Genomic DNA, 24,221 nt, shown 5'->3' with positions numbered 1-24,221 from the left:
AAGGACTTATTTATGAGCAATTTCAACCCGTCGCGGCGCCGCTTTATCAAAAGCGCCGTGATTGCGGGGGTGTCTGTGTATCTCGCGCCCCTGTACAGCCGCGCCTACGCCGCGCTGTTCGAGCAAAAAATCCTCCAGTCACCCAACTGGGATCCGCAGAACAAACGCGTCCGTTTCCGTATCGATGGCCGCGCCAAGGTCATGGGGCAGAAGGTGTTCGCGCGCGATATCCGCGCGGTGGACATGCCGCACTGGCCGCAGAAACAGGCGCACGCCTTCATTCTGCGCGTCACCAAAGCCGACCGGCTGTTCGAAGGGGTCGATCTGTCGCTGTTGGGGGACGACCTGCAGCCGGATCGCCTGGTGACGGCGGAAGATCTGGCGCGCGACGGCCTGGCCTTCCCGGCGTTCTACGGTGACGACATGCTGCTGCCGAGCGGCAAAACCCCGGCCTACCTCGGCCAGGCGGTGGCGATCCTGATCTATCACGACTTCGCCCGTTTCCGCTTCGCCAAGGACAAGCTGAAATTCCGCGAAGAGACCATCAAATACGGCGCGGTCACCGGCCCGCTGGAGCGCGATCCCTGGGGCAGCTTCCGCTATGTGCGGGTGGGGGGCGATCAACCGTTCGACGACGATCGCTTCTCCAGCCTGAAGGACACGCCAATCTTCCCGGTATCGATGAAAAAACATCTGCCGGTGTGGCCGGAAGGGCGCGAGGGCGGCAAGCTGGATCAGGAAGGCATGCGCTATGCGGGCCTGATCGCCGACGAGATGGCAAACCCGCCGGCCGATTGGCTGGTGATGTCACGCCGCTACACTACGCAGTCGATCGATACCTCGGCGCTGGAGCCGGACAACGCCAACGGCTGGTTCGACGCCGAGACGCAAACGCTGCATCTGGTGGTGCCGACCCAGTCGCCGCAGGAAGTGGCCGACGAGATGCCGCGCATGCTGGCCAAGCGCAACCCGCCGGTGAAACAGCTGATCCTGCACCCATGCTACACCGTGGGCTACGGCTCGAAAGATCACTACAACTTTCCCTATTACGGCGCAGTGGCGGCGATGTACGGCGACGGCCACCCTGTGCGCCTGGCCAATGACCGCTTCGAGCAGTTCCAGACGGCGCTGAAGCGCCACGCGTTCGATATGAATTACCGCATCGCGGTGAATCGCCAGACCGGCGTTATGCAGTCGTTCCTCGGTGACATGACCGCGGACGGTGGCGGCCGCAGCAACTTTACCCCTTCGGTGGTGATGGTCGGCGCGACCGCCGCCCAGTCGATTTACTATTTCCCGAAAAGCGATCTGTCGTCGGTCGGGCTGGCCTCGCGCGCCATCGACGCCGGCTCGGCGCGCGGTTACGGCACGCTGCAGAGCATGGCCGCCACCGAGATGATGGTGGATGAGCTGGCCGCCGAACTGAAGATCGACCCGATCGAGTTCCGCCTGCGCAACGTGCTGAAATCCGGCATGAAAAACACCCAGGGGGCGATCCCGGCCGGTGCGATCCGTGCCGATGAAGTGCTGGAGAAGGCGGCGAAGCATGAGATGTGGCTCAAGCGCGCCGAACGCAAGGCCGAGTTTGAGAGCCGCCATCCCGGCAAGCGCTATGGCGTTGGCTTCGGCTGCGTGCAGAAAGACTTCGGCACCGGGGCGGAAACCTCGTTCGCCCGGGTGGAGCTGAGCGAAGACGGCCGCATCACGCTGCATCACAGCGGCGCGGAGATGGGCACCGGCATGTCGACCTCGCAGTCGGTGCTGTGCGCACAGTGGCTGGGCAAACCGGCCGACGAAGCGCATTTCTCGGTCACCGACTGGTCGGTGCTGCCGATGGTCACCAGCGGCGATCCTTACCTGATGTCGCAAGAGGAGCAGGATAAGCTGCAAACCAACCCTAACTGGACGCCGAGCTACTGTTCGCCGTCCAGCGCCAGCAACTCGGCCTATTACTTCTCGCACAGCACCCGCGAAGCGGCGCGCCTGATCTTCGATCGCGGCCTGTGGCCGGCGGCGATGGCGCTGTGGCAGGCCGGCATCGGCGGCGGCCAGGCGGCACCGCTGGTGGTGCGGCGTGAAGATGCGCGTTGGGTCGAGGGCGGCCTGACGGCGGCGGGCATGTCGGTGCTGAGCCTTGAGCTGCTGGCCAAGACGGCCTATCAGATGGGCGGCGTCACCGGCGCGGCGGTGCACGTTTTCAACCGCTGGCAGTGGGCGGAGGCCGATTTCACGCTGAACGGCAAAAGCGAACGCCTGCCGATCGACGGCATGGCGCTGCGCAACGCCGGCGGTGAATTCAAACCGCTGGCGCGCGGGCAAGTCTACTACCCGCCAACCCAGCGCAACAATGCGGCGGTGACCTACTACAGCGCCGTTGGCACGCTGGCGGAAGTGGCGGTGGATATCGCCACCGGCCAGGTGGAATTGCTGAATCACCATTCGATCATGGAGTGCGGCAACCTGATCGTGCCGGAACTGGTTTCCGGCCAGCTGCAGGGCGGGCTGGCGATGGGGATCGGCCATGCGCTGCACGAATATTTACCGCTGTACGAAGACGGCCCGGGCAACGGCACCTGGAACTTCAACCGTTACCACCTGCCGCGCGCCAGCGACGTAGCGGTGTGGAAACAGAGCGGCGACATCCTGCCGGCGCTGTCGGAAACCGATCCGCCGAAAGGCATGGCGGAGGTGGTGATGATCCCGATCGTGGCCGCGCTGGTCAACGCCATCGCCGACGCCACCGGCCACCGTTTCCGTGATTTGCCCGTTCGTGCAGAAAATATTCGTGAGGTATTACAATGAGCATTAAAACCCAGCCGATCTCCCTGACCATCAACGAGAAGCAGTACGGCCCGATCGATGTGCCGGAAGGCTTGATGATGATCGATTTCCTGCACGAGTACCTTGACCTGACCGGTTCGCGCCTCGGCTGCGGGCAGGGCATTTGCCACGCCTGCGTGGCGATCGTCGATCACCCGAGCGGCACCAGCGAAGAGGTGCGCACCTGCATCACCGGCGCGCATTTCTTCAACGGCAAGAAAGTGCGTACCGTCGAAGGCCACGCCAAGATGGACGAGCAGGGCGAGGTGGTTGAACTGTCGCCGATCCAGCAGGCGTTTCTGGAGCACTACAGCTTCCAGTGCGGCTATTGCACGCCGGGCTTCGTCAACGCCGCCACCATTTTCGTGGAAAAGCTCAAGCGTGAACCTATCGCTCGCGAGCAGCTGGAAAGCGCCATCGAGCAGGCGCTGGACAGCCACATCTGCCGCTGTACCGGCTATGTGCGTTACTACGAAGCGGTGCGCGACGTGGTGCTGAAAACGCCGGGCCTGCTGAAGGAGACGGCGCAATGAAAAAACGTCTCGCAGTATTGATTGTGCTGGTGGCGATCGTGGTGATTGCGCTGCTGTGGTGGCGGGAAAACCGCCGTTACGACGGCCCGGTGCAGCAGGTGAGCGCCGGCGCCGAACAGATCGCCCGCGGCCGCTATCTGGCGCAGGCCGCCGACTGCGCCGCCTGCCATACCGCCAGCGGCGGGGCGCCGTTGGCCGGCGGCTATTCGCTGGAAACGCCGTTCGGCACGATTTACGGCAGCAATCTGACGCCGTCGGCCGACCACGGCATCGGGCGCTGGACCAAGGACGACTTCTTCCTGGCGCTGACGCAGGGCGTGGCGCCGGGCGGGCGACACCTGTACCCGGCGATGCCTTACACCTCGTACAAGGGCATGTCGCGTCAGGATGCCGACGACATCTATGCTTACCTGATGACGCGCCCGGCGGTGGACGTCGCCATTCCGGCCAACGAGATGCCGTTCCCGTTCAACCAGCGCATGGCGCTGATCGGCTGGAACCTGCTGTTCCGCAGCCAGGATCCGCTGCCGGCCAGTTCGCAGGGCAGTTCGCCGCAATGGCAGCGCGGCCGCTATCTGGCCGACGTGCTGGGGCACTGTGGCGAATGCCACACGCCGCGCGGCGCGCTGGGGCAGATGGATCTCGCCAAGCCGATGCAGGGCGGCGATCTCGGCCGCTTCATGGCGCCGGACATTACGCCGCACGGCCTGGCGCAGCGCGGCTGGACGCCGCAGGACGTCAGCCGCTTCCTCAGCACCGGCCTCGCGCCGCAGGGTTCCGCCTTCAGCGAAATGCACATGGTGGTGGATCTCAGCACCCGTCATTTGACGCCGGAAGACCATCAGGCGCTGGCGCTGTATCTGATGGGCGAGCAGCCGCCGGCGGCGGTGCCGGTGAAAATGGGCCAGGGCAGCGATGCCGGGCGCATGGCCTATCTGGATCAGTGCGCCGGCTGTCACGCGCGTGAAGGCGAGGGCAAACCGCACGTCGCACCGGCGATGCGCGATAATGCCACGCTGCGCCAGGCGGACGGCAAGAACCTGATCGTGTCGGTGCTGGACGGCCTGCCGGCCCAGCAGTTCCCGAACGATGAAAGCATGCAGAGCATGCCGGGCTTCGGCGAGCGGCTGAGCGATGCCGAAGTGGCGGAGCTGGTGAATTACCTGCGCGTGACCTGGGGCGGCTTGCCGGCGGATATCACCGCCGAGCAGGTGAAAGCGCTGCGCAAGTAAGCGGCGTTCAGGCGAAAAAAATGGCCCGCATCTGCGGGCCATTTTATTTATTGTGCGGTCACGGGATTCAACGGCTGGTGACGCCGTCTACGCGTTGGCTGCGCTGTTTGATGGCGTAACCGACGGCCAGGATCGCCACCCATACCGGGATCAGCAGCACCGAGATTTGAATGCCCGGCGTCAGGTACATGATCACCAGGATGCCGGCCATGAACAGCAGGCACAGGTAGTTGCTGAACGGGTACCAGAAGGCTTTGAACTTCGGCACCACGCCTTCGCGGTTTTTGGCGGCGCGGAACTTCAGGTGCGCCAGGCTGATCATCGCCCAGTTGATCACCAGCGCCGATACCACCAACGCCATCAGCAGTTCGAAGGCGCGGCCTGGGATCAGATAGTTAATCAGTACGCACAGCGCGGTGGCGAGAGCGGAGATACCGATGGCCACCACCGGCACGCCGCGGCCGTCGACCTTCAGCAGGCTTTTCGGGCCGTTGCCCTGCTGCGCCAGGCCGTACAGCATGCGGCTGTTGCAGTAGACGCAGCTGTTGTACACCGACAGCGCGGCGGTGAGCACCACGATGTTCAGCACGGTCGCCACCAGGTTGCTGTTCAGCGCGTGGAAGATCAGCACGAACGGGCTGCCGCCTTCGACCACTTTGCCCCACGGGTACAGCGACAGCAGAATGGCCAGCGAACCGATATAGAAGATCAGGATGCGGTAGATCACCTGATTGGTGGCTTTCGGAATGCTTTTTTGCGGGTTGTCGGCTTCGGCGGCGGTGATGCCGACCAGCTCGAGGCCGCCGAAGGAGAACATGATCACCGCCATCGCCATCACCAGGCCCATGACGCCGTTCGGGAAGAACCCGCCCTGCGCCCACAGGTTGGTGACGGTGGCCTCCGGGCCGCCCATGCCGCTGAACAGCAGGTAGGCGCCGAACACGATCATGCCGATAATCGCCACCACCTTGATGATGGCGAACCAGAACTCCATCTCGCCGTAAACTTTAACGTTGGCCAGGTTGATGGCGTTGATCGCCAGGAAGAACACCGCAGCGGAGACCCAGGTGGGGATCTCCGGCCACCAGTACTGCACGTAGATGCCGACCGCGGTCAGCTCCGCCATCGCCACCAGGACATACAGCACCCAGTAGTTCCAGCCGGAAGCGAAGCCGGCGAAGTTGCCCCAGTATTTGTAGGCGAAGTGGCTGAAGGAACCGGCAACCGGCTCTTCCACCACCATTTCCCCCAGCTGGCGCATGATCAGAAACGCGATGAAGCCGCCGATGGCGTAGCCGAGAAGCACTGACGGGCCGGCCATTTTTATTGTTTGAGCGATACCGAGAAATAACCCGGTGCCGATTGCGCCACCTAAGGCGATGAGCTGAATATGGCGGTTTTTCAGGCCGCGTTTCAGCTGGTCACCATGCTGTTGACCATCCATCAATCTAACCCTCTGTCGTTGCGAATGACCACATGCCTGTAAAGCAGTGGTTACGATGTGTGTTTTGTTTTATTTACGGCGTTATAGCTATTAATTCCACGGCGCCGCTACCGTTTGGCAGAGAATAATGTTATGCGCGTCTGTTTGCACCTGCTTTGTCGTGTGAGTGATTAAGATTGCAGCAGTTTAGGAAACAAAATGCGGGTTGTGTGACGGCGGGGGGGATTCAGTGCATGAAATAAGCAACAAATCACATAATGCGCAAAAATAACGTAGATCCGAGCGGCGGCGTGCGTTCAAATAATGAACGAATCCCCGTTGCGCTGCTCGCCAAATAGCCATTCATTAAAGCGTCATAACCATGCAATAAAACTCGGGCAAAAAGTTTGCACTCTGCCTTGCGTAAGGTTTGGTAAAAGTTAAATCCCCAACCCGGCGCGTAAATGGTAATACCATCACGGCGTTACCGGTTTGCAGCGGGGTTTTCAGCGGGGTGTTAAAATGTGCGGGTAACCTGATTTCGATCAAGGCCCGTATGGACAGGAGGTGAATACTTTGTTACTTTACCGTCACGTTTTTGAAATTGGTATTACCAATTGACTCCGCGCCATTCGCAGAGAAGAATTCACTCATGGCCTACAGCAAAATCCGCCAACCCAAGTTGTCAGATGTTATCGAGCAACAGCTCGAATACCTGATCCTCGAGGGGACACTGCGCCCAGGCGAAAAACTGCCTCCGGAGCGCGAGCTGGCGAAACAATTTGATGTCTCCCGTCCTTCTCTGAGAGAGGCCATTCAGCGCCTGGAAGCGAAAGGGCTGCTCCTGCGCCGTCAGGGCGGCGGCACCTTCGTGCAAACTAATCTGTGGCAGAGCTTCAGCGATCCGCTGGCCGAGCTGCTGGCCGACCATCCCGAATCACAGTTCGATCTGCTGGAAACCCGTCACGCGCTGGAAGGCATTGCCGCCTATTACGCGGCGCTGCGCGGCACCGATGAAGATCTGGCGCGCATCCGCGACTGCCATATCGTGATTCAACAGGCTCAAGACAGCGGCGATCTCGACGCCGAAGCCGATGCGGTCATGCAGTATCAAATCGCCGTGACCGAAGCTGCCCACAACGTTGTGTTACTTCACCTGCTACGCTGCATGGGGCCGATGCTGGAACAGAACGTGCGTCAGAACTTTGAATTGCTCTACTCGCGCCGTGAGATGTTGGCAAAAGTGAGCAGCCACCGCGCCGGAATTTTTGAGGCGATTGTGGCGCGCGAGCCGGAAAAGGCCCGTGAAGCCTCGCATCGCCACTTGGCGTTTATCGAGGAAATCTTGCTGGATCTCAGCCGGGAGCATACTCGGCGCGAGAGATCGCTACGGCGTCTCCAGCAACGCAAGGATTAAGAGCTGTCCTCTTCAGGGTACACCAGCCTGCGGGGGTTAAGTTCGAGGTACTTAGTTAAGTACTTAAGCGGCAACTAAACTGATGGGCCTGTCTTCGTGTGTTTTTGCACAGAGCACAGGAAGACAGGCTCCAAACAAACCATTAGACAGATAAGGAATACCACCATGTCAGAACGTTTAAACAATGACGTGGATCCGATCGAAACCCGCGACTGGCTGCAGGCGATCGAATCGGTCATCCGTGAAGAGGGTGTTGAGCGAGCTCAGTTTCTGATTGATCAGGTATTGGGAGAAGCCCGCAAAGGCGGCGTTAACGTTGCGGCCGGTGCTGCAGCGCACAACTACGTCAACACCATCGCGGTAGAAGACGAACCGGCCTACCCAGGCAACCTGGATCTGGAACGCCGCATTCGCTCAGCGATCCGTTGGAACGCGATCATGACCGTTCTGCGCGCATCCAAAAAAGACCTGGAGCTGGGCGGCCACATGGCTTCCTTCCAGTCTTCCGCGACCTTCTATGAAGTCTGCTTTAACCACTTCTTCCGCGCACGCAACGAGAAAGACGGCGGCGACCTGGTGTACTTCCAGGGCCACATCTCTCCGGGCGTTTACGCGCGTGCCTTCCTTGAAGGCCGCCTGACCGAAGAACAAATGAACAACTTCCGTCAGGAAGTGCACGGCAATGGCCTGTCCTCTTACCCGCATCCTAAGCTGATGCCGGAATTCTGGCAGTTCCCGACCGTTTCCATGGGCCTGGGGCCAATCAGCGCCATCTATCAGGCGAAGTTCCTGAAATACCTGGAACACCGTGGCCTGAAAGACACCTCTGAGCAGACCGTTTACGCCTTCCTGGGCGACGGCGAGATGGATGAGCCGGAATCCAAAGGCGCCATCACCATCGCGACCCGCGAGAAGCTGGACAACCTGGTGTTCGTCATCAACTGCAACCTGCAGCGCCTGGACGGCCCGGTTACCGGCAACGGCAAGATCATCAACGAACTGGAAGGCATCTTCTCCGGCGCAGGCTGGCAGGTGCTGAAAGTGATCTGGGGCGGCCGTTGGGACGAACTGCTGCGTAAAGACACCAGCGGTAAACTGGTTCAGCTGATGAACGAGACCCTGGACGGCGACTACCAGACCTTCAAATCCAAAGACGGCGCTTACGTGCGCGAGCACTTCTTCGGCCGTTACCCAGAAACCGCGGCGCTGGTCAAAGACATGACCGACGACGAAATCTGGGCGCTGAACCGTGGTGGTCACGATCCGAAGAAAATCTTCGCTGCACTGAAAAAAGCGCAGGACACCAAAGGCAAACCGACCGTTATCCTGGCCCACACCATCAAAGGTTACGGCATGGGTGAAACCGCGGAAGGTAAAAACATCGCTCACCAGGTGAAGAAAATGAACATGGAAGGGGTTCACCACTTCCGCGATCGTTTCAACGTGCCGGTTGCCGATGCTGACATCGAAAAACTGCCGTACATCACCTTCGAGAAAGATTCCGAAGAGTACAAATACCTGCACGAACGTCGCCAGGCGCTGAAAGGCTACGTGCCGACGCGTCTGCCGGAGTTCACTCAGAAGCTGGAAATGCCGGCGCTGGAAGATTTCAGCTCGCTGCTGGAAGAGCAGAACAAAGAGATCTCCACCACTATCGCCTTCGTGCGTGCCCTGAACGTGATGCTGAAGAACAAGTCGATCAAAGATCGCCTGGTGCCAATCATCGCCGACGAAGCGCGTACCTTCGGTATGGAAGGTCTGTTCCGTCAGATCGGTATCTACAGCCCGAACGGCCAGCAGTACACTCCGCAGGACCGTGAGCAGGTGGCTTACTACAAAGAAGACGAGAAAGGCCAAATCCTGCAGGAAGGCATCAACGAACTGGGTGCAGCCTCTTCCTGGCTGGCCGCAGCGACTTCCTACAGCACCAACGATCTGCCGATGATTCCGTTCTACATCTACTACTCGATGTTCGGTTTCCAACGTATCGGCGACCTGTGCTGGGCAGCGGGCGACCAACAGGCGCGCGGCTTCCTGATCGGCGGCACCTCGGGCCGTACTACCCTGAACGGCGAAGGTCTGCAGCACGAAGATGGCCACAGCCACATTCAGTCTCTGACCATCCCTAACTGCATCTCTTACGATCCGGCTTACGCGTACGAAGTGGCGGTGATCATGCACGACGGTCTGGTGCGCATGTATGGCGACAACCCGGAAAACGTGTACTACTACCTGACCACGCTGAACGAAAACTACCACATGCCTGCGATGCCGCAGGGTGCGGAAGAAGGTATCCGCAAGGGTATCTACAAGCTGGAAACGCTGGAAGGCAGCAAAGGCAAGGTACAGCTGCTGGGCTCCGGTGCCATCCTGCGCCACGTGCGCGAAGCTGCGCAGATCCTGGCGAAGGACTACGGCGTGGGTTCCGACACCTACAGCGTGACCTCGTTCACCGAACTGGCGCGCGACGGCCAGGACTGCGAGCGCTGGAACATGCTGCACCCAACCGAAACGCCACGCGTGCCTTACATCGCTCAGGTGATGAGCGACGCGCCGGCGGTAGCTTCTACCGACTACATGAAACTGTTCGCCGAACAGGTTCGTACTTATGTGCCGGCCAGCGATTATCGCGTACTGGGCACCGACGGCTTCGGTCGTTCGGACAGCCGCGAAAACCTGCGTCACCACTTCGAAGTCGATGCATCCTACGTGGTGGTTGCTGCTCTGGGTGAACTGGCTAAACGCGGTGAGATCGAAGCTTCTGTGGTTGCCGATGCAATCAAGAAATTCGACATCAACCCGGAAAAAGTTAACCCGCGTCTGGCCTAAGAGGTACTGAATAATGTCTATCGAAATCAACGTACCGGACATCGGTGCAGATGAAGTCGAAATCACCGAGATTCTGGTGAAGGTCGGCGATAAAGTTGAAGCGGAACAATCGCTGATCACCGTGGAAGGCGACAAGGCTTCCATGGAAGTGCCCTCCCCGCAAGCGGGCGTGGTAAAAGAGATCAAAGTGGCGGTCGGCGATAAAACCGAAACCGGCAAACTGATCATGATCTTCGAAGCGGCAGGCGCAGCGGAAGCTGCACCGGCGGCGAAAGCGGAAGAAAAACCGGCGGCAGCAGCAGCTGCCCCGGCCGCCGCTGCGGCCAAAGACGTTGCCGTGCCGGACATCGGCGCTGACGAAGTCGAAGTGACCGAGATCCTGGTGAAAGTGGGCGACAAGGTGGAAGCCGAGCAGTCCCTGATCACCGTTGAAGGCGACAAGGCTTCCATGGAAGTCCCTGCGCCGTTCGCGGGCACCGTGAAAGAGATCAAGATCGCGACCGGCGACAAAGTGAAAACCGGTTCCCTGATCATGGTGTTCGAAGTGGCCGGCGCCGCTTCCGCTGCGGCCCCGGCTGCGGCGCAAGCCCCTGCCGCCGCTGCAGCACCTGCGGCCTCTGCGGCCAAAGACGTCGCCGTGCCGGATATCGGCGGTGACGAAGTCGAAGTGACCGAAGTGATGGTTAAGGTGGGCGACAAGGTTGCCGCCGAGCAGTCTCTGATCACCGTGGAAGGCGACAAGGCCTCTATGGAAGTGCCTGCACCGTTCGCGGGTACCGTGAAAGAGATCAAGATCGCGACCGGCGACAAAGTGAAAACCGGCTCCCTGATCATGGTGTTCGAAGTGGAAGGCGCTGCGCCTGCCGCTGCCGCCGCTCCAGCCGCTAAAGCGGAAGCTGCGCCGGCTCCGGCCGCCGCTAAAGCCGCCGCTCCGGCTGCGAAAGCGGATGACAAAGGCGAGTTCGCCGAGAACGCGGCATACGTGCACGCGACTCCGGTCATTCGTCGTCTGGCGCGTGAATTCGGCGTTAACCTGGCGAAAGTGAAGGGCACCGGTCGTAAAGGCCGCATCCTGCGCGAAGACGTTCAGACTTACGTGAAAGACGCAGTGAAACGCGCTGAAGCGGCTCCGGCTGCTGCCGGCGGCGGTCTGCCAGGCATGCTGCCATGGCCGAAAGTGGACTTCAGCAAGTTCGGCGAGATCGAAGAAGTCGAAATGGGCCGCATCCAGAAGATCTCTGGCGCGAACCTGAGCCGCAACTGGGTGATGATCCCGCATGTGACTCACTTCGACAAAACCGACATCACCGATCTGGAAGCGTTCCGCAAGCAGCAGAACGAAGAAGCGGCCAAGCGCAAGCTGGACGTGAAGTTCACGCCTGTCGTGTTCATCATGAAAGCCGTTGCTGCCGCTCTGGAGCAGATGCCGCGCTTCAACAGCTCGCTGTCCGAAGACGGTCAGAAGCTGACGCTGAAGAAATACATCAACATCGGCGTGGCGGTAGATACCCCGAACGGCCTGGTGGTTCCGGTGTTCAAGGACGTGAACAAGAAGAGCATCACCGAGCTGTCTCGCGAACTGATGGCCATCTCCAAGAAAGCGCGCGACGGCAAGCTGACCGCGGGCGAGATGCAGGGCGGCTGCTTCACCATCTCCAGCCTGGGCGGCATCGGGACGACCCACTTCGCGCCGATCGTCAACGCGCCGGAAGTGGCTATCCTGGGCGTCTCCAAGTCTGCGATGGAGCCGGTCTGGAACGGTAAAGAGTTCATGCCGCGCCTGATGATGCCGATGTCGCTGTCCTTCGACCACCGCGTTATCGACGGTGCCGATGGTGCGCGCTTCATCACCATCATCAACAACATGTTGTCCGACATTCGCCGTCTGGTGATGTAATGCAAAAGGGGCGCAGCATGCTGCGCCCCTGACGATTCTGTAGCAGTTTTGTCGGATTTTGCACAACTCGACAAAATTGTTGAGACACGGGTCACTCGAACACGCTTTGCAGATTATTAACAATTCTGTAAACTGCTCGCGGTGTAAGCGTCCCGGTGGATGAAGGGCGTTATGAGATCGATTAGCAATAAAAATGACGTCTGACCCGCCGGACAATCAATTAAGAGGTCATGATGAGTACTGAAATTAAAACTCAGGTCGTGGTACTTGGGGCGGGCCCGGCAGGTTACTCTGCAGCCTTTCGTTGCGCTGACTTAGGTCTTGAAACCGTTCTGGTTGAACGTTATTCCACTCTGGGCGGGGTTTGCCTGAACGTGGGATGTATCCCTTCCAAAGCACTGCTGCACGTTGCCAAAGTGATCGAAGAAGCCAAAGCGCTGGCCGAACACGGCATCGTTTTCGGCGAGCCGAAAACCGACATCGACAAAGTGCGCGTCTGGAAAGAAAAAGTCATCACTCAGCTGACCGGCGGTCTGGCTGGCATGGCGAAAGGCCGTAAAGTGAAAGTGGTCAACGGCCTGGGCAAGTTCACCGGCGCTAACACCCTGGTTGTGGAAGGCGAAAACGGCCCAACCACCATCAACTTCGACAACGCCATCATCGCTGCAGGTTCTCGTCCGATCCAACTGCCATTCATTCCTCATGAAGATCCACGCGTGTGGGATTCTACCGATGCGCTGGAACTGAAAACCGTCCCAGAGCGTCTGCTGGTTATGGGCGGCGGCATCATCGGCCTGGAAATGGGCACCGTATACCATGCGTTGGGTTCACAGATCGACGTCGTTGAGATGTTCGATCAGGTTATCCCGGCGGCAGATAAAGACGTGGTGAAAGTCTTCACCAAACGTATCAGCAAGCAGTTCAACCTGATGCTGGAAACCAAAGTGACCGCGGTAGAAGCCAAAGAAGACGGCATCTACGTCACGATGGAAGGTAAAAAAGCGCCGGCAGAACCACAGCGTTACGACGCGGTGCTGGTGGCGATCGGCCGCGTGCCGAACGGCAAACTGCTGGATGCCGGCAAAGCCGGTGTTGAAGTTGACGAGCGTGGCTTCATCAACGTCGACAAACAGCTGCGCACCAACGTGCCGCACATCTTCGCTATCGGCGACATCGTCGGTCAGCCGATGCTGGCGCACAAAGGCGTGCACGAAGGCCACGTTGCCGCGGAAGTTATCGCCGGCATGAAGCACTACTTCGATCCGAAAGTGATCCCATCCATCGCTTACACCGAGCCGGAAGTGGCATGGGTGGGTCTGACCGAGAAAGAAGCGAAAGAGAAAGGCATCAGCTACGAAACCTCCACCTTCCCGTGGGCGGCTTCCGGCCGTGCGATCGCTTCCGACTGTGCAGACGGCATGACCAAACTGATCTTCGACAAAGAAACTCACCGCATCATCGGTGGCGCGATTGTCGGCACCAACGGCGGCGAACTGCTGGGTGAAATCGGTCTGGCTATCGAGATGGGCTGCGACGCGGAAGACATCGCGCTGACCATCCACGCTCACCCGACCCTGCACGAATCCGTGGGCCTGGCGGCGGAAATCTACGAAGGCAGCATCACCGACCTGCCTAACCCGAAAGCCAAGAAGAAGTAATTCTGCTGGCTTGACCGGTTAACCAGCGGCTCCTGAAAAGGGGCCGTTTTTTTTTGCTCAAACTCAGAAAGCGGTATTTTTGTGGTCGCTGCGCCAAATTCCGATCCCCCTGCTTATATCCACTCTAATTATATGGATATAATACCCTGCTAGTCCGGCAGCCGATTACGCTGCGCTCAACGATTCAGCAAAGATTTAATGTTGCTTTTATGTGAACGAATTAACAACCGTTTCAAATCCTGATATGCTGGCTGAGCGGAACCGGGCACTGTACCTTACAGTCCAGGACATCGACAGCAGTGCCCCGTCAGGATAGATGGCATCTATATCGCCGTGCGCTCTACCCATCAGTCTTTCATGCTGTAACGCTGTTTGACCGTGCTTGTTTGCCCCAATCACCGTTTCGGGGCCTTTACGGGCCGATCGCCTAGCCACAGAGTGAAACCCCAAGGGTATAAACCCGGTTTGCATATACGCCAGGCACAATAAATGACAATGAGAGCGAGGAGAACGTCGTGCTAGAAGAATACCGTAAGCACGTAGCCGAGCGTGCTGCTGAGGGCATCGCCCCTAAGCCGCTAGACGCCACCCAAATGGCCGCGCTGGTCGAACTACTGAAGAATCCGCCAAAAGGCGAAGAAGAATTCCTGTTAGACCTGCTGATTAACCGTGTTCCACCGGGCGTCGACGAAGCCGCCTACGTCAAAGCAGGTTTCCTGGCGGCCATCGCCAAAGGCGAAGCGACATCCCCCCTGGTTACCCCCGAGAAAGCCATTGAACTGTTAGGCACCATGCAGGGCGGCTATAACATTCATCCGCTGATCGAAGCGCTGGACAACGAAACGCTGGCGCCCATCGCCGCGAAAGCGCTGTCCCACACGCTGCTGATGTTCGACAACTTCTACGACGTGGAAGAGAAGGCTAAGGCCGGTAACCCGCACGCCAAGCAGATCATGCAGTCCTGGGCCGACGCCGAATGGTACCTGTCGCGCCCTGAGCTGGCAGAAAAGATCACCGTCACCGTGTTCAAAGTCACCGGCGAAACCAACACCGACGACCTTTCCCCGGCGCCGGACGCCTGGTCGCGCCCGGACATCCCGCTGCACGCGCTGGCGATGCTGAAAAACGAACGTGAAGGCATCGTGCCGGATCAGCCGGGCAGCGTCGGCCCAATCAAACAGATCGAGCTGCTGAACAAGAAAGGCTTCCCGCTGGCCTACGTCGGCGACGTGGTCGGCACCGGTTCTTCCCGTAAATCCGCTACCAACTCCGTGCTGTGGTTTATGGGCGACGACATCCCGCACGTGCCGAACAAGCGCGGCGGCGGCGTGGTGCTGGGCGGCAAGATTGCGCCTATCTTCTTCAACACCATGGAAGATGCCGGCGCGTTGCCGATCGAAGTGGACGTGTCCGAGCTGAACATGGGCGACGTGATCGACGTTTACCCGTACAAAGGTGAAGTGCGCAACCACGAAACAGGCGCGCTGATCGCCAACTTCGAGCTGAAAACCGACGTGCTGCTGGATGAAGTGCGCGCCGGCGGCCGTATCCCGCTGATCATCGGCCGCGGCCTGACCACCAAGGCACGCGAAGCGCTAGGTCTGCCGCACAGCGACGTGTTCCGTATCGCCAAGCCGGTTGCCGCCAGCAGCAAAGGCTTCTCGCTGGCGCAGAAAATGGTCGGCCGCGCCTGCGGCGTCGCCGGCATTCGCCCTGGCGAGTACTGCGAACCGAAGATGACCTCCGTCGGTTCTCAGGACACCACTGGCCCGATGACCCGCGATGAGCTGAAAGACCTGGCCTGCCTCGGCTTCTCCGCCGATCTGGTCATGCAGTCGTTCTGCCACACCGCCGCGTACCCGAAACCGGTCGACGTGACCACGCACCACACGCTGCCTGACTTCATCATGAACCGCGGCGGCGTCTCGCTGCGTCCGGGCGACGGCGTGATCCACTCCTGGTTGAACCGCATGCTGCTGCCTGACACCGTCGGCACCGGTGGCGATTCCCACACCCGCTTCCCGATCGGCATCTCCTTCCCGGCCGGTTCCGGCCTGGTGGCGTTTGCCGCCGCGACCGGCGTGATGCCGCTGGATATGCCTGAGTCGGTGCTGGTGCGCTTCAAAGGTAAAATGCAGCCGGGCATCACCCTGCGCGATCTGGTGCACGCCATCCCTTACTACGCGATCCAGCAAGGCTTGCTGACCGTCGAGAAGAAGGGCAAGAAAAACATCTTCTCCGGCCGTATTCTGGAGATCGAAGGCCTGCCGGATCTGAAGGTTGAGCAGGCGTTTGAGCTGACCGATGCGTCCGCCGAACGTTCCGCCGCCGGTTGTACCATCAAGCTGGACAAGGCGCCGATCGAAGAGTACCTGAACTCCAACATCGTGTTGCTGAAGTGGATGATCTCCGAAGGCTACGGCGATCGCCGTACGCTGGAGCGCCGTATTCAGGGCATGGAAAAATGGCTGGCGGATCCGCAGCTGCTGGAAGGCGATGCGGATGCGGAATACGCGGCGGTGATCGACATCGATCTGAACGAGATCAAAGAGCCGATCCTGTGCGCGCCGAACGATCCTGACGATGCGCGCCTGCTGTCTGACGTGGCCAACAGCAAAATCGATGAAGTGTTCATCGGTTCTTGCATGACCAACATCGGCCACTTCCGCGCGGCCGGCAAGCTGCTGGATCAGCACAAGGGCCAGCTGCCGACCCGTCTGTGGGTGGCGCCGCCAACCAAGATGGACGCGGCTCAGCTGACCGAAGAAGGCTACTACAGCGTCTTCGGCAAGAGCGGGGCGCGCATCGAGATCCCGGGCTGTTCGCTGTGCATGGGCAACCAGGCGCGCGTGGCGGACGGTGCGACGGTGGTCTCCACCTCGACCCGTAACTTCCCGAACCGTCTGGGCACCGGTGCCAACGTCTATCTGGCGTCTGCCGAACTGGCTGCGGTTGCGTCCCTGCTGGGCCGCCTGCCGACGCCGGACGAGTACCAGACCTATATGGCGCAGGTCGACAAGACGGCGGCGGATACCTACCGCTATCTGAACTTTGACCAACTGGGGCAGTACACCGAAAAAGCCGACGGCGTGATCTTCCAGACCGCGGTTTAATTCAGCGTCAATCCCAAGCAGCGGGGCCCTTTCCAGGGCCCCGTTTTTTTATTTTACGTTCAAAGCCTGCCCGCTATTTTTTGAATATTTCCACGTGGATATCTTTGTGATCGCTCTCTTGCCCGGTGGCGGAGATGATGCGATAGAAGCAGTCCTTCCCATCCAGCCCGCTGAGTTCATTACATTTCTTATCAACCTCTGAGGAAATATATTTATGGCCGACGGTAGGCACGCCGGTCTGCTGAATGGAGAGATCGCCGAGTTTGGTGTAGTTGGCGGATTCTTCAAGGGTGATTTGTTTGGCGGCGAACGCCGATGCAGAGAACATCATGCTCAGTGCGATAATGGAGGTTATGTATTTCATGGCACACATCCTGATCGTGGTGATAGGTATGAATGAGGTGAGAACACCTCTGGCCGCTGGTGAACATAATTAGAGCTCCTTATTTAAAAGCTAATCGATATTGAGGGGATGTCAATAAAGTCGCGTCGCGCCAGGAATCAGTAACTTATTTATTTTAAAGGGAAATCATAATCCTGATAAAATCGTGACATACATCTCCACGGTATCTACATGATTCAAATAAATAACCGGCGATCGGCGGATTGTCGGCCGACTTTTCGCATGGCGGGCATGCGCCGCGCGGCGATGAGGCACCGCTTCGCTTTCCTTGAGGGATCGCGGCCGGCGTCTTCCCATCGCCGCCGCAAGCCGCTATATTGCGCGCCGCCAAGGTTTTATTTTGCCGAGTTGCCAACTTTGCGAGCGCTCACTGAGTTAGCAATCAATTTATGTTTACACTAAGAAAAAGGGCTCAGGAGGGCATGCTATGGATTACGAATTTCTGCGTGACGTTACCGGTCAGGTGATCGTCAGATTTTCGATGGGGCATGAAGCGATTGGCCACTGGATCAACGAAGAAGTCAAAGGCGATTTCAACCTGCTGGACCGCATAGAAGCCGGTGCGGCCGAGGTCAAAGGCAGCGAACGTCAATGGCAGCTGGAAGGCCATGAATATACGCTGTTGATGGATGGTGAAGAAGTGATGATCCGCGCCAATCAGCTGGAGTTCGAAGGCGATGAAATGGAAGAGGGGATGAACTACTACGACGAAGAAAGCCTCTCATTCTGCGGCGTTGAGGATTTTCTGCTGGTGTTGAAGGCCTATCGTTCTTTCATGCTGAAATACTAAGCATCAGGGCGCGGCGTGCCGCGCCCTTTCCATCACAGAGGCGGGATATTGCGGCCGTAATAGATTTCCTGCATCTCTTTCCATAACAGATCGGTGATCTGTTTGCGTTCGACGGCGCTCAGCGCTTCCGGTGCCGCATTGAACAGGTAATGCTTCAGATCGAAATCCTTCAGCAACATCTTGGTATGGAAGATATTTTCCTGGTAAACGTTCACGTCCATCATGTGGTACAGCGCCTTGATGTCTTCCGACATAAAGTTCTGGATCGAATTGATCTCATGATCGATGTAATGTTTCACGCCGTTCACGTCGCGGGTGAAACCGCGCACGCGGTAGTCCATGGTGACGATGTCGGATTCCAGCTGGTGAATTAAGTAGTTCAGCGCCTTGAGGGGCGAAATGACGCCGCAGGTCGAGACTTCAATATCGGCGCGAAAGGTGCATAGCCCGCCTTCCGGATGGCTTTCCGGGTAGGTGTGTACGCAGATGTGGCTCTTGTCCAGGTGCGCGACGACCGTGTTCGGCAGCGGGCCGGGGTGTTCCGACGTATCGACGTCTTTCGGATCGATCGGCTCTTCGCTGACCAGGATGGTGACGCTGGCGCCCTGCGGCTCGTAGTCCTGACGTGCGATGTTCAGAATATTGGCGCCGATGATTGAGCAGGTCTCGCTCAGGATCTCGGTCAGCCGGTTGGCATTATATTGTTCGTCAATGTAGGCGATATAGCCGTCGCGATCGTCCGCGGTCTTGGCGTAACAAATATCGTAAATACAAAAACTCAGGCTCTTGGTCAGGTTGTTGAAGCCGTGCAGTTTTAGCTTATGCAATTTGGGCCACCTCCTTTATCTTCTCGCTTAACGTGTTACGTTCAGGGCATTGAGCAAATATTGCGGCAGGGCAAAGCTGCCGACGTGAATTGCCGGGTTGTAATAACGGCAGTGTAGGCCGCTTTGGTTAAAGCGCTGTTGCAGAGTAGGCAGATCGATCTTGCGCAGCGCCGGGTTCTGGCTTGACCAGGCAAAGGTCATGATGCCGCCGTAATAGGTCGGGATCGCTGCCTGGTAGAAGCTGACGTCGCTAAAGTAGCCGCTCAGTTTGGCGTGGCTGTTGACCGCTTCGTCCTGCTGCAGGAAACAGACGCCGTTTTGCGCGACGAAAATGCCGCCCTCATTCAGGCAGCGGGCGCAGCCTTCATAAAACGCCGAGGTGAACAGGCTTTCGCCGGGGCCGATCGGATCGGTGCAGTCGGAGATGATCACATCGAAGGTTTCGTCGGTTTGGTTCACGAAGTTGACGCCGTCGTCGATCACCAGCTTGAAGCGCGGATCGTCATAGGCGCCGGCGCTGTGGTTGGGCAGGTATTGGCGACAGAACTCGACGACGCCGGCGTCGATTTCGACCATGGTGATCTGCTCCACGCCAGGGTGCCGGCTGACTTCGCGCAGCATGCCGCCGTCGCCGCCGCCGATGATCAGCACTTTCTTCGCCGCGCCGTGCGCCAGCAGCGGCACGTGGGTCAGCATTTCGTGATAGATGAACTCGTCACGCTCGGTGGTTTGCACCACGCCGTCGAGCGCCATTACGCGCCCCAGCACTGGGTTCTCGAAGATCACCAGATCCTGATGATCGGTCTTCTCGCGGTACAGCACCTTCTCTACCGAGAAGTACTGGCCGAAGCCCGTATGCAGCGTTTCGTACCAAATTTCTTTCTGGGTCATGTGCGGGAAACTCCGTAATAACAGCCATGAAAAATCGGCGCAACATCATAGCTAACTCTGCCTGGCGATGCACGGTTGAATTTCAGACAGAGAGCGCGTTAGGCGGGCGGGAGAAGAGGGGAAATTAGTTGGCGTAGGCCAGCAGGCTCAAAGAGTCGCGCGCCAGCGATTTGCATTTTTTAGGCGTTGGAATGGCGATGCCGCTGAGATCGCGGTAGCTGTCTTCGCCCAGCGCTTTCATATTGAAGCTGTTGTAATTGCTCAAATCCCAGCGGTTTTGTTGCGCGAAATAGACGATGGCGCGTTTGATTTGCGCATTTGGCAAATCGTTGTAGCCGCAATCATTTTTCAAATAAATAAATACCGCCGTCAGATCGGCCAGATCTTCCGCCTCGGATTCATTCAGCGCCAGACTGGCGTTGGAGAAGCCCAGCATCGCCAGCAACAGCATCGATAACGTTGTTTTTTTCATCATGAAATAGGCCTGTTTGTCGTTTGCAGACGTTACCACACTTGCCTGTAAAGGCACCAAATTTTATTGCCGCTGGGCGCGGCCTCGCGTTCGTCAATGGCGCTCTCTTGATTGTGAGGCATAGCTTAAAATACCGCCAGGAAAGGCTTGACCTTCCGCCAGGGGGAAGGTTTAGGCTGGCGGCATTGAGTTATGTCACTGAGAAAAGGGAGTCAGCGATGTTACGCCGTGATTTTATTAAATTAACCGCCGCGCTGGGCGCCGCGAGCGCATTGCCGTTATGGAGCCGGGCCGCCTGGGCGGCCGATCGGCCGGCCCTGCTGGTACCGCCGCTGTTGACGCCGGACGCGCAGGGAAAGATTGCGCTGGCGCTGCAGGCGGGGGAAACCCGCTGGTTGCCCGGCGCCGCCACCAAAACCTGGGGATTCAACGGCGCGCTGCTCGGGCCGGCGGTGAAGCTGCAGCGTGGCCAGCCGGTAACGGTTGATATCAAAAACAGCCTGGCGGAGGCCAGCACCGTCCACTGGCACGGCCTGGAGATTCCCGGCGACGTCGATGGCGGCCCGCAGGCATTGATTCATCCCGGCGCGACGCGCACGGTGAATTTCACCGTCGATCAACCGGCGGCCACCTGCTGGTTCCACCCGCATACGCACGGTAAAACCGGCAGCCAGGTCATGATGGGGCTGGCGGGGCTGGTGCTGCTGGAAGACGAAGAGAGCGCCAAACTGCCGCTGCCGAAAACCTGGGGACAGGATGATATTCCGGTGATCCTGCAGGATAAGCGGCTGGGCAAAGACGCGCAGATCGAATACCGCCTGGACGTGATGAGTGCGGCGGTGGGCTGGTTTGGCGACCGCATGTTCACCAACGGCGCGCAGTATCCACAACATTTGGCGCCGCGCGGTTGGCTGCGCCTGCGTTTCCTCAACGGCTGCAACGCCCGCTCGCTGAATCTGGCGGCCAGTGACAACCGCCCGCTGTATGTCATCGCCAGCGACGGCGGTTTCCTGGCGGAGCCGGTGAAACTGACCGAGCTGCCGATGCTGATGGGCGAACGCTTTGAAGTGCTGGTCGATGCCTCGGATGGGAAAGCGTTCGATATCGTGACGCTGCCGGTGAAGCAGATGGGCATGACGCTGGCGCCGTTCGATCAAGCGCTGCCGGTGTTGCGCATTCAGCCGTCGCTGGCGCAGGGCATCAAAACCATGCCGGACAGCCTGGTGAAGCTGCCGACGTTGCCTGCCACCACCGGCATCCAGGAGCGTTGGCTGCAGCTGATGATGGATCCGCAGCTGGATATGCTCGGTATGCAGGCGCTGATGGACCGCTATGGTCACCAGGCGATGGCCGGCATGAGCATGAATCATGGCGCGACGGGCGGCGCAGATATGAAAGGCATGGAGCAGGGCGGCATGCAGAGCATGGACCATGGCAACATGAAAGGCATGGAGAAGGGCGGCATGCAGGGCATGGACCATGGCAACATGGGCAACATGAAGGGCATGGATCATGGCAATATGGCCGGGATGGATCACGGTGGCGCGCAGGGCAAAGCCAAACCGTTCGATTTCAGCCACGGCAACATGATCAACGGCAAGGCCTTCGATATGACCAAGCCGATGTTCGCCGCCAAACGGGGCCAGTATGAAAAGTGGACCATTTCCGGCGAGGGCGACATGATGTTGCACCCGTTCCACATTCACGGCACCCAGTTCCGCATCTTGTCGGAAAACGGCAAACCGCCGGCGGCGCATCGCAGCGGCTGGAAGGACACGGTGCGCGTCGAAGGATGGCGCAGTGAAGTGCTGGTGCGTTTTGACCATCCGGCCAGCAGCGAACATGCGTACATGGCCCACTGCCACCTGTTGGAACATGAAGATACCGGCATGATGATGGGCTTCACCGTCGCCGATTGATGGCGGCCCGGTGCTCCGGTGGTGGCGCGCTCGCGTCGCCACCGCTTGGTTCAATGAAAGGAAGCCGTTATACTGATTAAAATATCAGCTGTTGAGGAGTGCGTCATGCCGACAAAATTGGATCCCATCGTTTCTGAGTTTGAGACTCAAGAGCAGGCTGATAGCTACGATCGTTGGTTCAGAAGCACCGTGGAATCTTCCATCAATAGCGACTCCCCCCGTATTCCCCATGACGAAGTCATGGCCGGCGCTCGTCACATTATCGAGCAGGCGAAAGCCAAAAGAAAATCGGCCTGACCCTTATGTTAACCGTCAAATGGACTGACGAAGCAAAAACGGGTTTATATACGCTGCTGGCTTTTATCGCTGAGCGAAATCCACTTGCCGCAGAGGCTTTGTTGCAACGCATTGAAGAGTCGGTTATCCCGTTAGCGGAACATCCTTATCTATTTAGGCCAGGCAGGGTGAACGGGACTCGTGAAATGGTTGTTCATCCTAATTACATTGTGGTTTACCGCGTGCTGGCTGCACATATTGAAATAGTGAGTGTCCTGCACGCTCGTCAGGAATACCCTTAATAAAGAAAACTCCCCTGTCCGGGAGAGAGGCAAGTCGTAACGGCCTATGCTAAACTCTGCGCCTTTCTTCCGGCAACTGACCTGAATACTATGAAACACACTGTAGACGTAATGATTTCCGAGCAGGAAGTTAAGACCCGTATCGCCGAACTTGGCCGCCAGATCACCGAACATTACCGCGACAGCGGCAGCGACATGGTGCTGGTTGGGCTGCTGCGCGGCTCCTTCATGTTCATGGCCGATCTCTGCCGCGCGATCGACGTGCCGCACGAAGTCGACTTTATGACTGCCTCCAGCTACGGCAGCGGCATGTCCACCACCCGCGACGTGAAGATCCTCAAAGATCTGGACGAAGACATTCGCGGCAAAGATGTACTGATCGTGGAAGACATCATCGATTCCGGCAACACGCTGAACAAAGTGCGCGAGATTTTGGCGCTGCGCGGGCCGAAATCGCTGGCGATTTGCACCTTGCTGGACAAGCCTGAGCGCCGTGAAGTGCAGGTGCCGGTCGAATATGTCGGCTTCTCGATCCCGGATGAGTTCGTGGTGGGGTATGGCATCGACTACGCTCAGCGCTACCGTCACCTGCCGTACGTCGGCAAAGTGGTGCTGCTGGACGAGTAATTGATGTGGGGCGCGGCCTGCCGCGCCCGCGGCGGGGTTAGATGCCTTTATCCTGCTTCAGTTTGGCTATCGCTTTGCGGTAGCCCATCTCCAGGCTCTCGCGGCTGGTCGCCAGCACTTCCATATCGCGCAGACGGCCGTCCTGAATGCCGTATACCCAACCGTGGATCATCACCTTCTGGCCGCGCTTCCAGGCGGACTGCATGATGGTGGAGTGGCCCAGGTTGTACACCTGCTCAATGACGTTGATCTTGCACAGCATGTCGAAACGCTGCTCCGGCGGCAGTTCGCCCAGCAGCGAGCTGTGCTTGTACCACAGATCGCGAATGTGCAGCAGCCAGTTGTCGATCAACCCCAGCTCCGGGTTTTCCACCGCCGCCTGCACGCCGCCGCAGCCCAGGTGGCCGCAGATGATGATGTGTTCGACTTCCAGCACATCTACCGCATACTGCACCACCGACAGGCAGTTAAGATCGGTATGGATAACGAGGTTCGCCACGTTGCGATGGACGAACAGTTCACCCGGCTCGAGGCCGGTCAAGCGTTCGGCGGGAACGCGGCTGTCAGAGCAACCAATCCATAAGAAACGGGGCTTTTGCGCCTGGGCTAAACGTTCAAAAAATTCCGGGTCTTCCTGACTGATATTGGCCGACCAGGCATGGTTGTTGGCGATAAGCTCTTCGATTTCTTTCATGGAGGTTATTGACTCGTAACGAACAGATTGCGTTGGGGTAATATAGGGTAAGCGTCACAATTTGGAAATCGGAACAGTGGTGCAACCTCATTTTCCGC

General features: G+C 58.7%; 19 protein-coding genes. 13 read left to right on the top strand and 6 right to left on the bottom strand.

The annotated features are described in order from the left end of the window. The first annotated feature begins 12 nt into the window (after nt 1–12). Genes EKL15_RS11050 through EKL15_RS11040 form a run of 3 tightly spaced genes read left to right on the top strand, consistent with a single transcriptional unit; the run spans nt 13 to nt 4,585 of the window. Nucleotides 13–2,802: a xanthine dehydrogenase family protein molybdopterin-binding subunit gene (locus EKL15_RS11050; RefSeq protein ID WP_100397094.1), complete on the top strand. Its 2,790-nt coding sequence runs from the start codon at nt 13–15 to the stop codon at nt 2,800–2,802. Further along, on the top strand, nt 2,799–3,353 hold the full coding sequence (locus EKL15_RS11045; RefSeq protein ID WP_203089488.1) for a (2Fe-2S)-binding protein: 555 nt from the start codon (nt 2,799–2,801) through the stop codon (nt 3,351–3,353). Before EKL15_RS11050 ends, EKL15_RS11045 begins: the two co-directional genes overlap by 4 nt. Beyond that, on the top strand, nt 3,350–4,585 hold the full coding sequence (locus EKL15_RS11040) for a cytochrome c (protein WP_203089486.1): 1,236 nt from the start codon (nt 3,350–3,352) through the stop codon (nt 4,583–4,585). The genes EKL15_RS11045 and EKL15_RS11040 overlap by 4 nt, the downstream gene beginning before the upstream one ends. A gap of 67 nt (nt 4,586–4,652) precedes the next feature. Here the strand turns inward: EKL15_RS11040 and EKL15_RS11035 are convergent, their stop codons facing one another. After that, entirely contained in the window at nt 4,653–6,029 is a 1,377-nt protein-coding gene (locus EKL15_RS11035; protein WP_004937488.1) for an amino acid permease, read from the bottom strand. 631 nt (nt 6,030–6,660) lie between these two features. Between EKL15_RS11035 and pdhR the strand changes: the two genes are divergently transcribed. From pdhR to acnB, 5 genes are all read left to right on the top strand, one after another. Beyond that, nucleotides 6,661–7,425, top strand: a complete 765-nt coding sequence (gene pdhR, locus EKL15_RS11030; protein ID WP_004937490.1) for a pyruvate dehydrogenase complex transcriptional repressor PdhR — start codon at nt 6,661–6,663, stop codon at nt 7,423–7,425. A 165-nt stretch (nt 7,426–7,590) separates the two neighbouring features. Further along, the gene (gene aceE, locus EKL15_RS11025; RefSeq protein ID WP_004937495.1) at nt 7,591–10,254 is read left to right on the top strand and encodes a pyruvate dehydrogenase (acetyl-transferring), homodimeric type; all 2,664 of its coding nucleotides are present in this window, start codon (nt 7,591–7,593) and stop codon (nt 10,252–10,254) included. 13 nt (nt 10,255–10,267) lie between these two features. Further along, the gene (gene aceF / locus EKL15_RS11020) at nt 10,268–12,151 is read left to right on the top strand and encodes a pyruvate dehydrogenase complex dihydrolipoyllysine-residue acetyltransferase (protein ID WP_019456076.1); all 1,884 of its coding nucleotides are present in this window, start codon (nt 10,268–10,270) and stop codon (nt 12,149–12,151) included. A gap of 233 nt (nt 12,152–12,384) precedes the next feature. Next, nucleotides 12,385–13,809, top strand: coding sequence for a dihydrolipoyl dehydrogenase (gene lpdA, locus EKL15_RS11015; protein ID WP_004937500.1), 1,425 nt, complete (start codon nt 12,385–12,387; stop codon nt 13,807–13,809). A gap of 515 nt (nt 13,810–14,324) precedes the next feature. Next, nucleotides 14,325–16,922 (top strand): bifunctional aconitate hydratase 2/2-methylisocitrate dehydratase, encoded by a 2,598-nt coding sequence (gene acnB / locus EKL15_RS11010; RefSeq protein ID WP_033635927.1) that lies wholly within the window; start codon nt 14,325–14,327, stop codon nt 16,920–16,922. Between the two features lie 73 nt (nt 16,923–16,995). On the opposite strand, the gene EKL15_RS11005 is transcribed toward acnB, so the two are convergent. Next, nucleotides 16,996–17,286: a hypothetical protein gene (locus EKL15_RS11005; protein WP_064291158.1), complete on the bottom strand. Its 291-nt coding sequence runs from the start codon at nt 17,284–17,286 to the stop codon at nt 16,996–16,998. Nucleotides 17,287–17,752: 466 nt separating this feature from the next. Between EKL15_RS11005 and yacL the strand changes: the two genes are divergently transcribed. Continuing rightward, complete coding sequence (yacL, locus tag EKL15_RS11000; protein ID WP_004937507.1) at nt 17,753–18,115, top strand: protein YacL; 363 nt, start codon at nt 17,753–17,755, stop codon at nt 18,113–18,115. Nucleotides 18,116–18,147: 32 nt separating this feature from the next. Here yacL and speD read toward each other — a convergent pair whose 3' ends face one another. The 3 genes from speD to EKL15_RS10985 form a co-directional block, all read right to left on the bottom strand. Beyond that, nucleotides 18,148–18,942, bottom strand: a complete 795-nt coding sequence (speD, locus tag EKL15_RS10995; protein ID WP_049200100.1) for an adenosylmethionine decarboxylase — start codon at nt 18,940–18,942, stop codon at nt 18,148–18,150. Nucleotides 18,943–18,969: 27 nt separating this feature from the next. Continuing rightward, the gene (speE, locus tag EKL15_RS10990) at nt 18,970–19,833 is read right to left on the bottom strand and encodes a polyamine aminopropyltransferase (protein ID WP_197757108.1); all 864 of its coding nucleotides are present in this window, start codon (nt 19,831–19,833) and stop codon (nt 18,970–18,972) included. 124 nt (nt 19,834–19,957) lie between these two features. Next, the gene (locus EKL15_RS10985; RefSeq protein WP_004937515.1) at nt 19,958–20,305 is read right to left on the bottom strand and encodes a YacC family pilotin-like protein; all 348 of its coding nucleotides are present in this window, start codon (nt 20,303–20,305) and stop codon (nt 19,958–19,960) included. Between the two features lie 218 nt (nt 20,306–20,523). Between EKL15_RS10985 and cueO the strand changes: the two genes are divergently transcribed. From cueO to hpt, 4 genes are all read left to right on the top strand, one after another. Then, a complete protein-coding gene (gene cueO, locus EKL15_RS10980) occupies nt 20,524–22,224 on the top strand; it encodes a multicopper oxidase CueO (RefSeq protein ID WP_203089484.1) in 1,701 nt (566 codons plus the stop codon). Nucleotides 22,225–22,329: 105 nt separating this feature from the next. Beyond that, nucleotides 22,330–22,521: a hypothetical protein gene (locus EKL15_RS10975; RefSeq protein ID WP_049200097.1), complete on the top strand. Its 192-nt coding sequence runs from the start codon at nt 22,330–22,332 to the stop codon at nt 22,519–22,521. Between the two features lie 5 nt (nt 22,522–22,526). Further along, a complete protein-coding gene (locus EKL15_RS10970; protein WP_049208401.1) occupies nt 22,527–22,802 on the top strand; it encodes a type II toxin-antitoxin system RelE/ParE family toxin in 276 nt (91 codons plus the stop codon). A gap of 90 nt (nt 22,803–22,892) precedes the next feature. Then, nucleotides 22,893–23,429 (top strand): hypoxanthine phosphoribosyltransferase, encoded by a 537-nt coding sequence (gene hpt, locus EKL15_RS10965; protein WP_048234659.1) that lies wholly within the window; start codon nt 22,893–22,895, stop codon nt 23,427–23,429. A 37-nt stretch (nt 23,430–23,466) separates the two neighbouring features. On the opposite strand, the gene can is transcribed toward hpt, so the two are convergent. Continuing rightward, on the bottom strand, nt 23,467–24,123 hold the full coding sequence (gene can / locus EKL15_RS10960; protein WP_049200096.1) for a carbonate dehydratase: 657 nt from the start codon (nt 24,121–24,123) through the stop codon (nt 23,467–23,469). Nucleotides 24,124–24,221: the final 98 nt, after the last annotated feature.

The organism is Serratia sp. 4542, assembly GCF_016805595.1.
GTDB lineage: Bacteria > Pseudomonadota > Gammaproteobacteria > Enterobacterales > Enterobacteriaceae > Serratia > Serratia nevei.
Note: the sequence above shows the minus strand (reverse complement) of the source record. Positions and strands in the feature narration are given on the sequence as shown.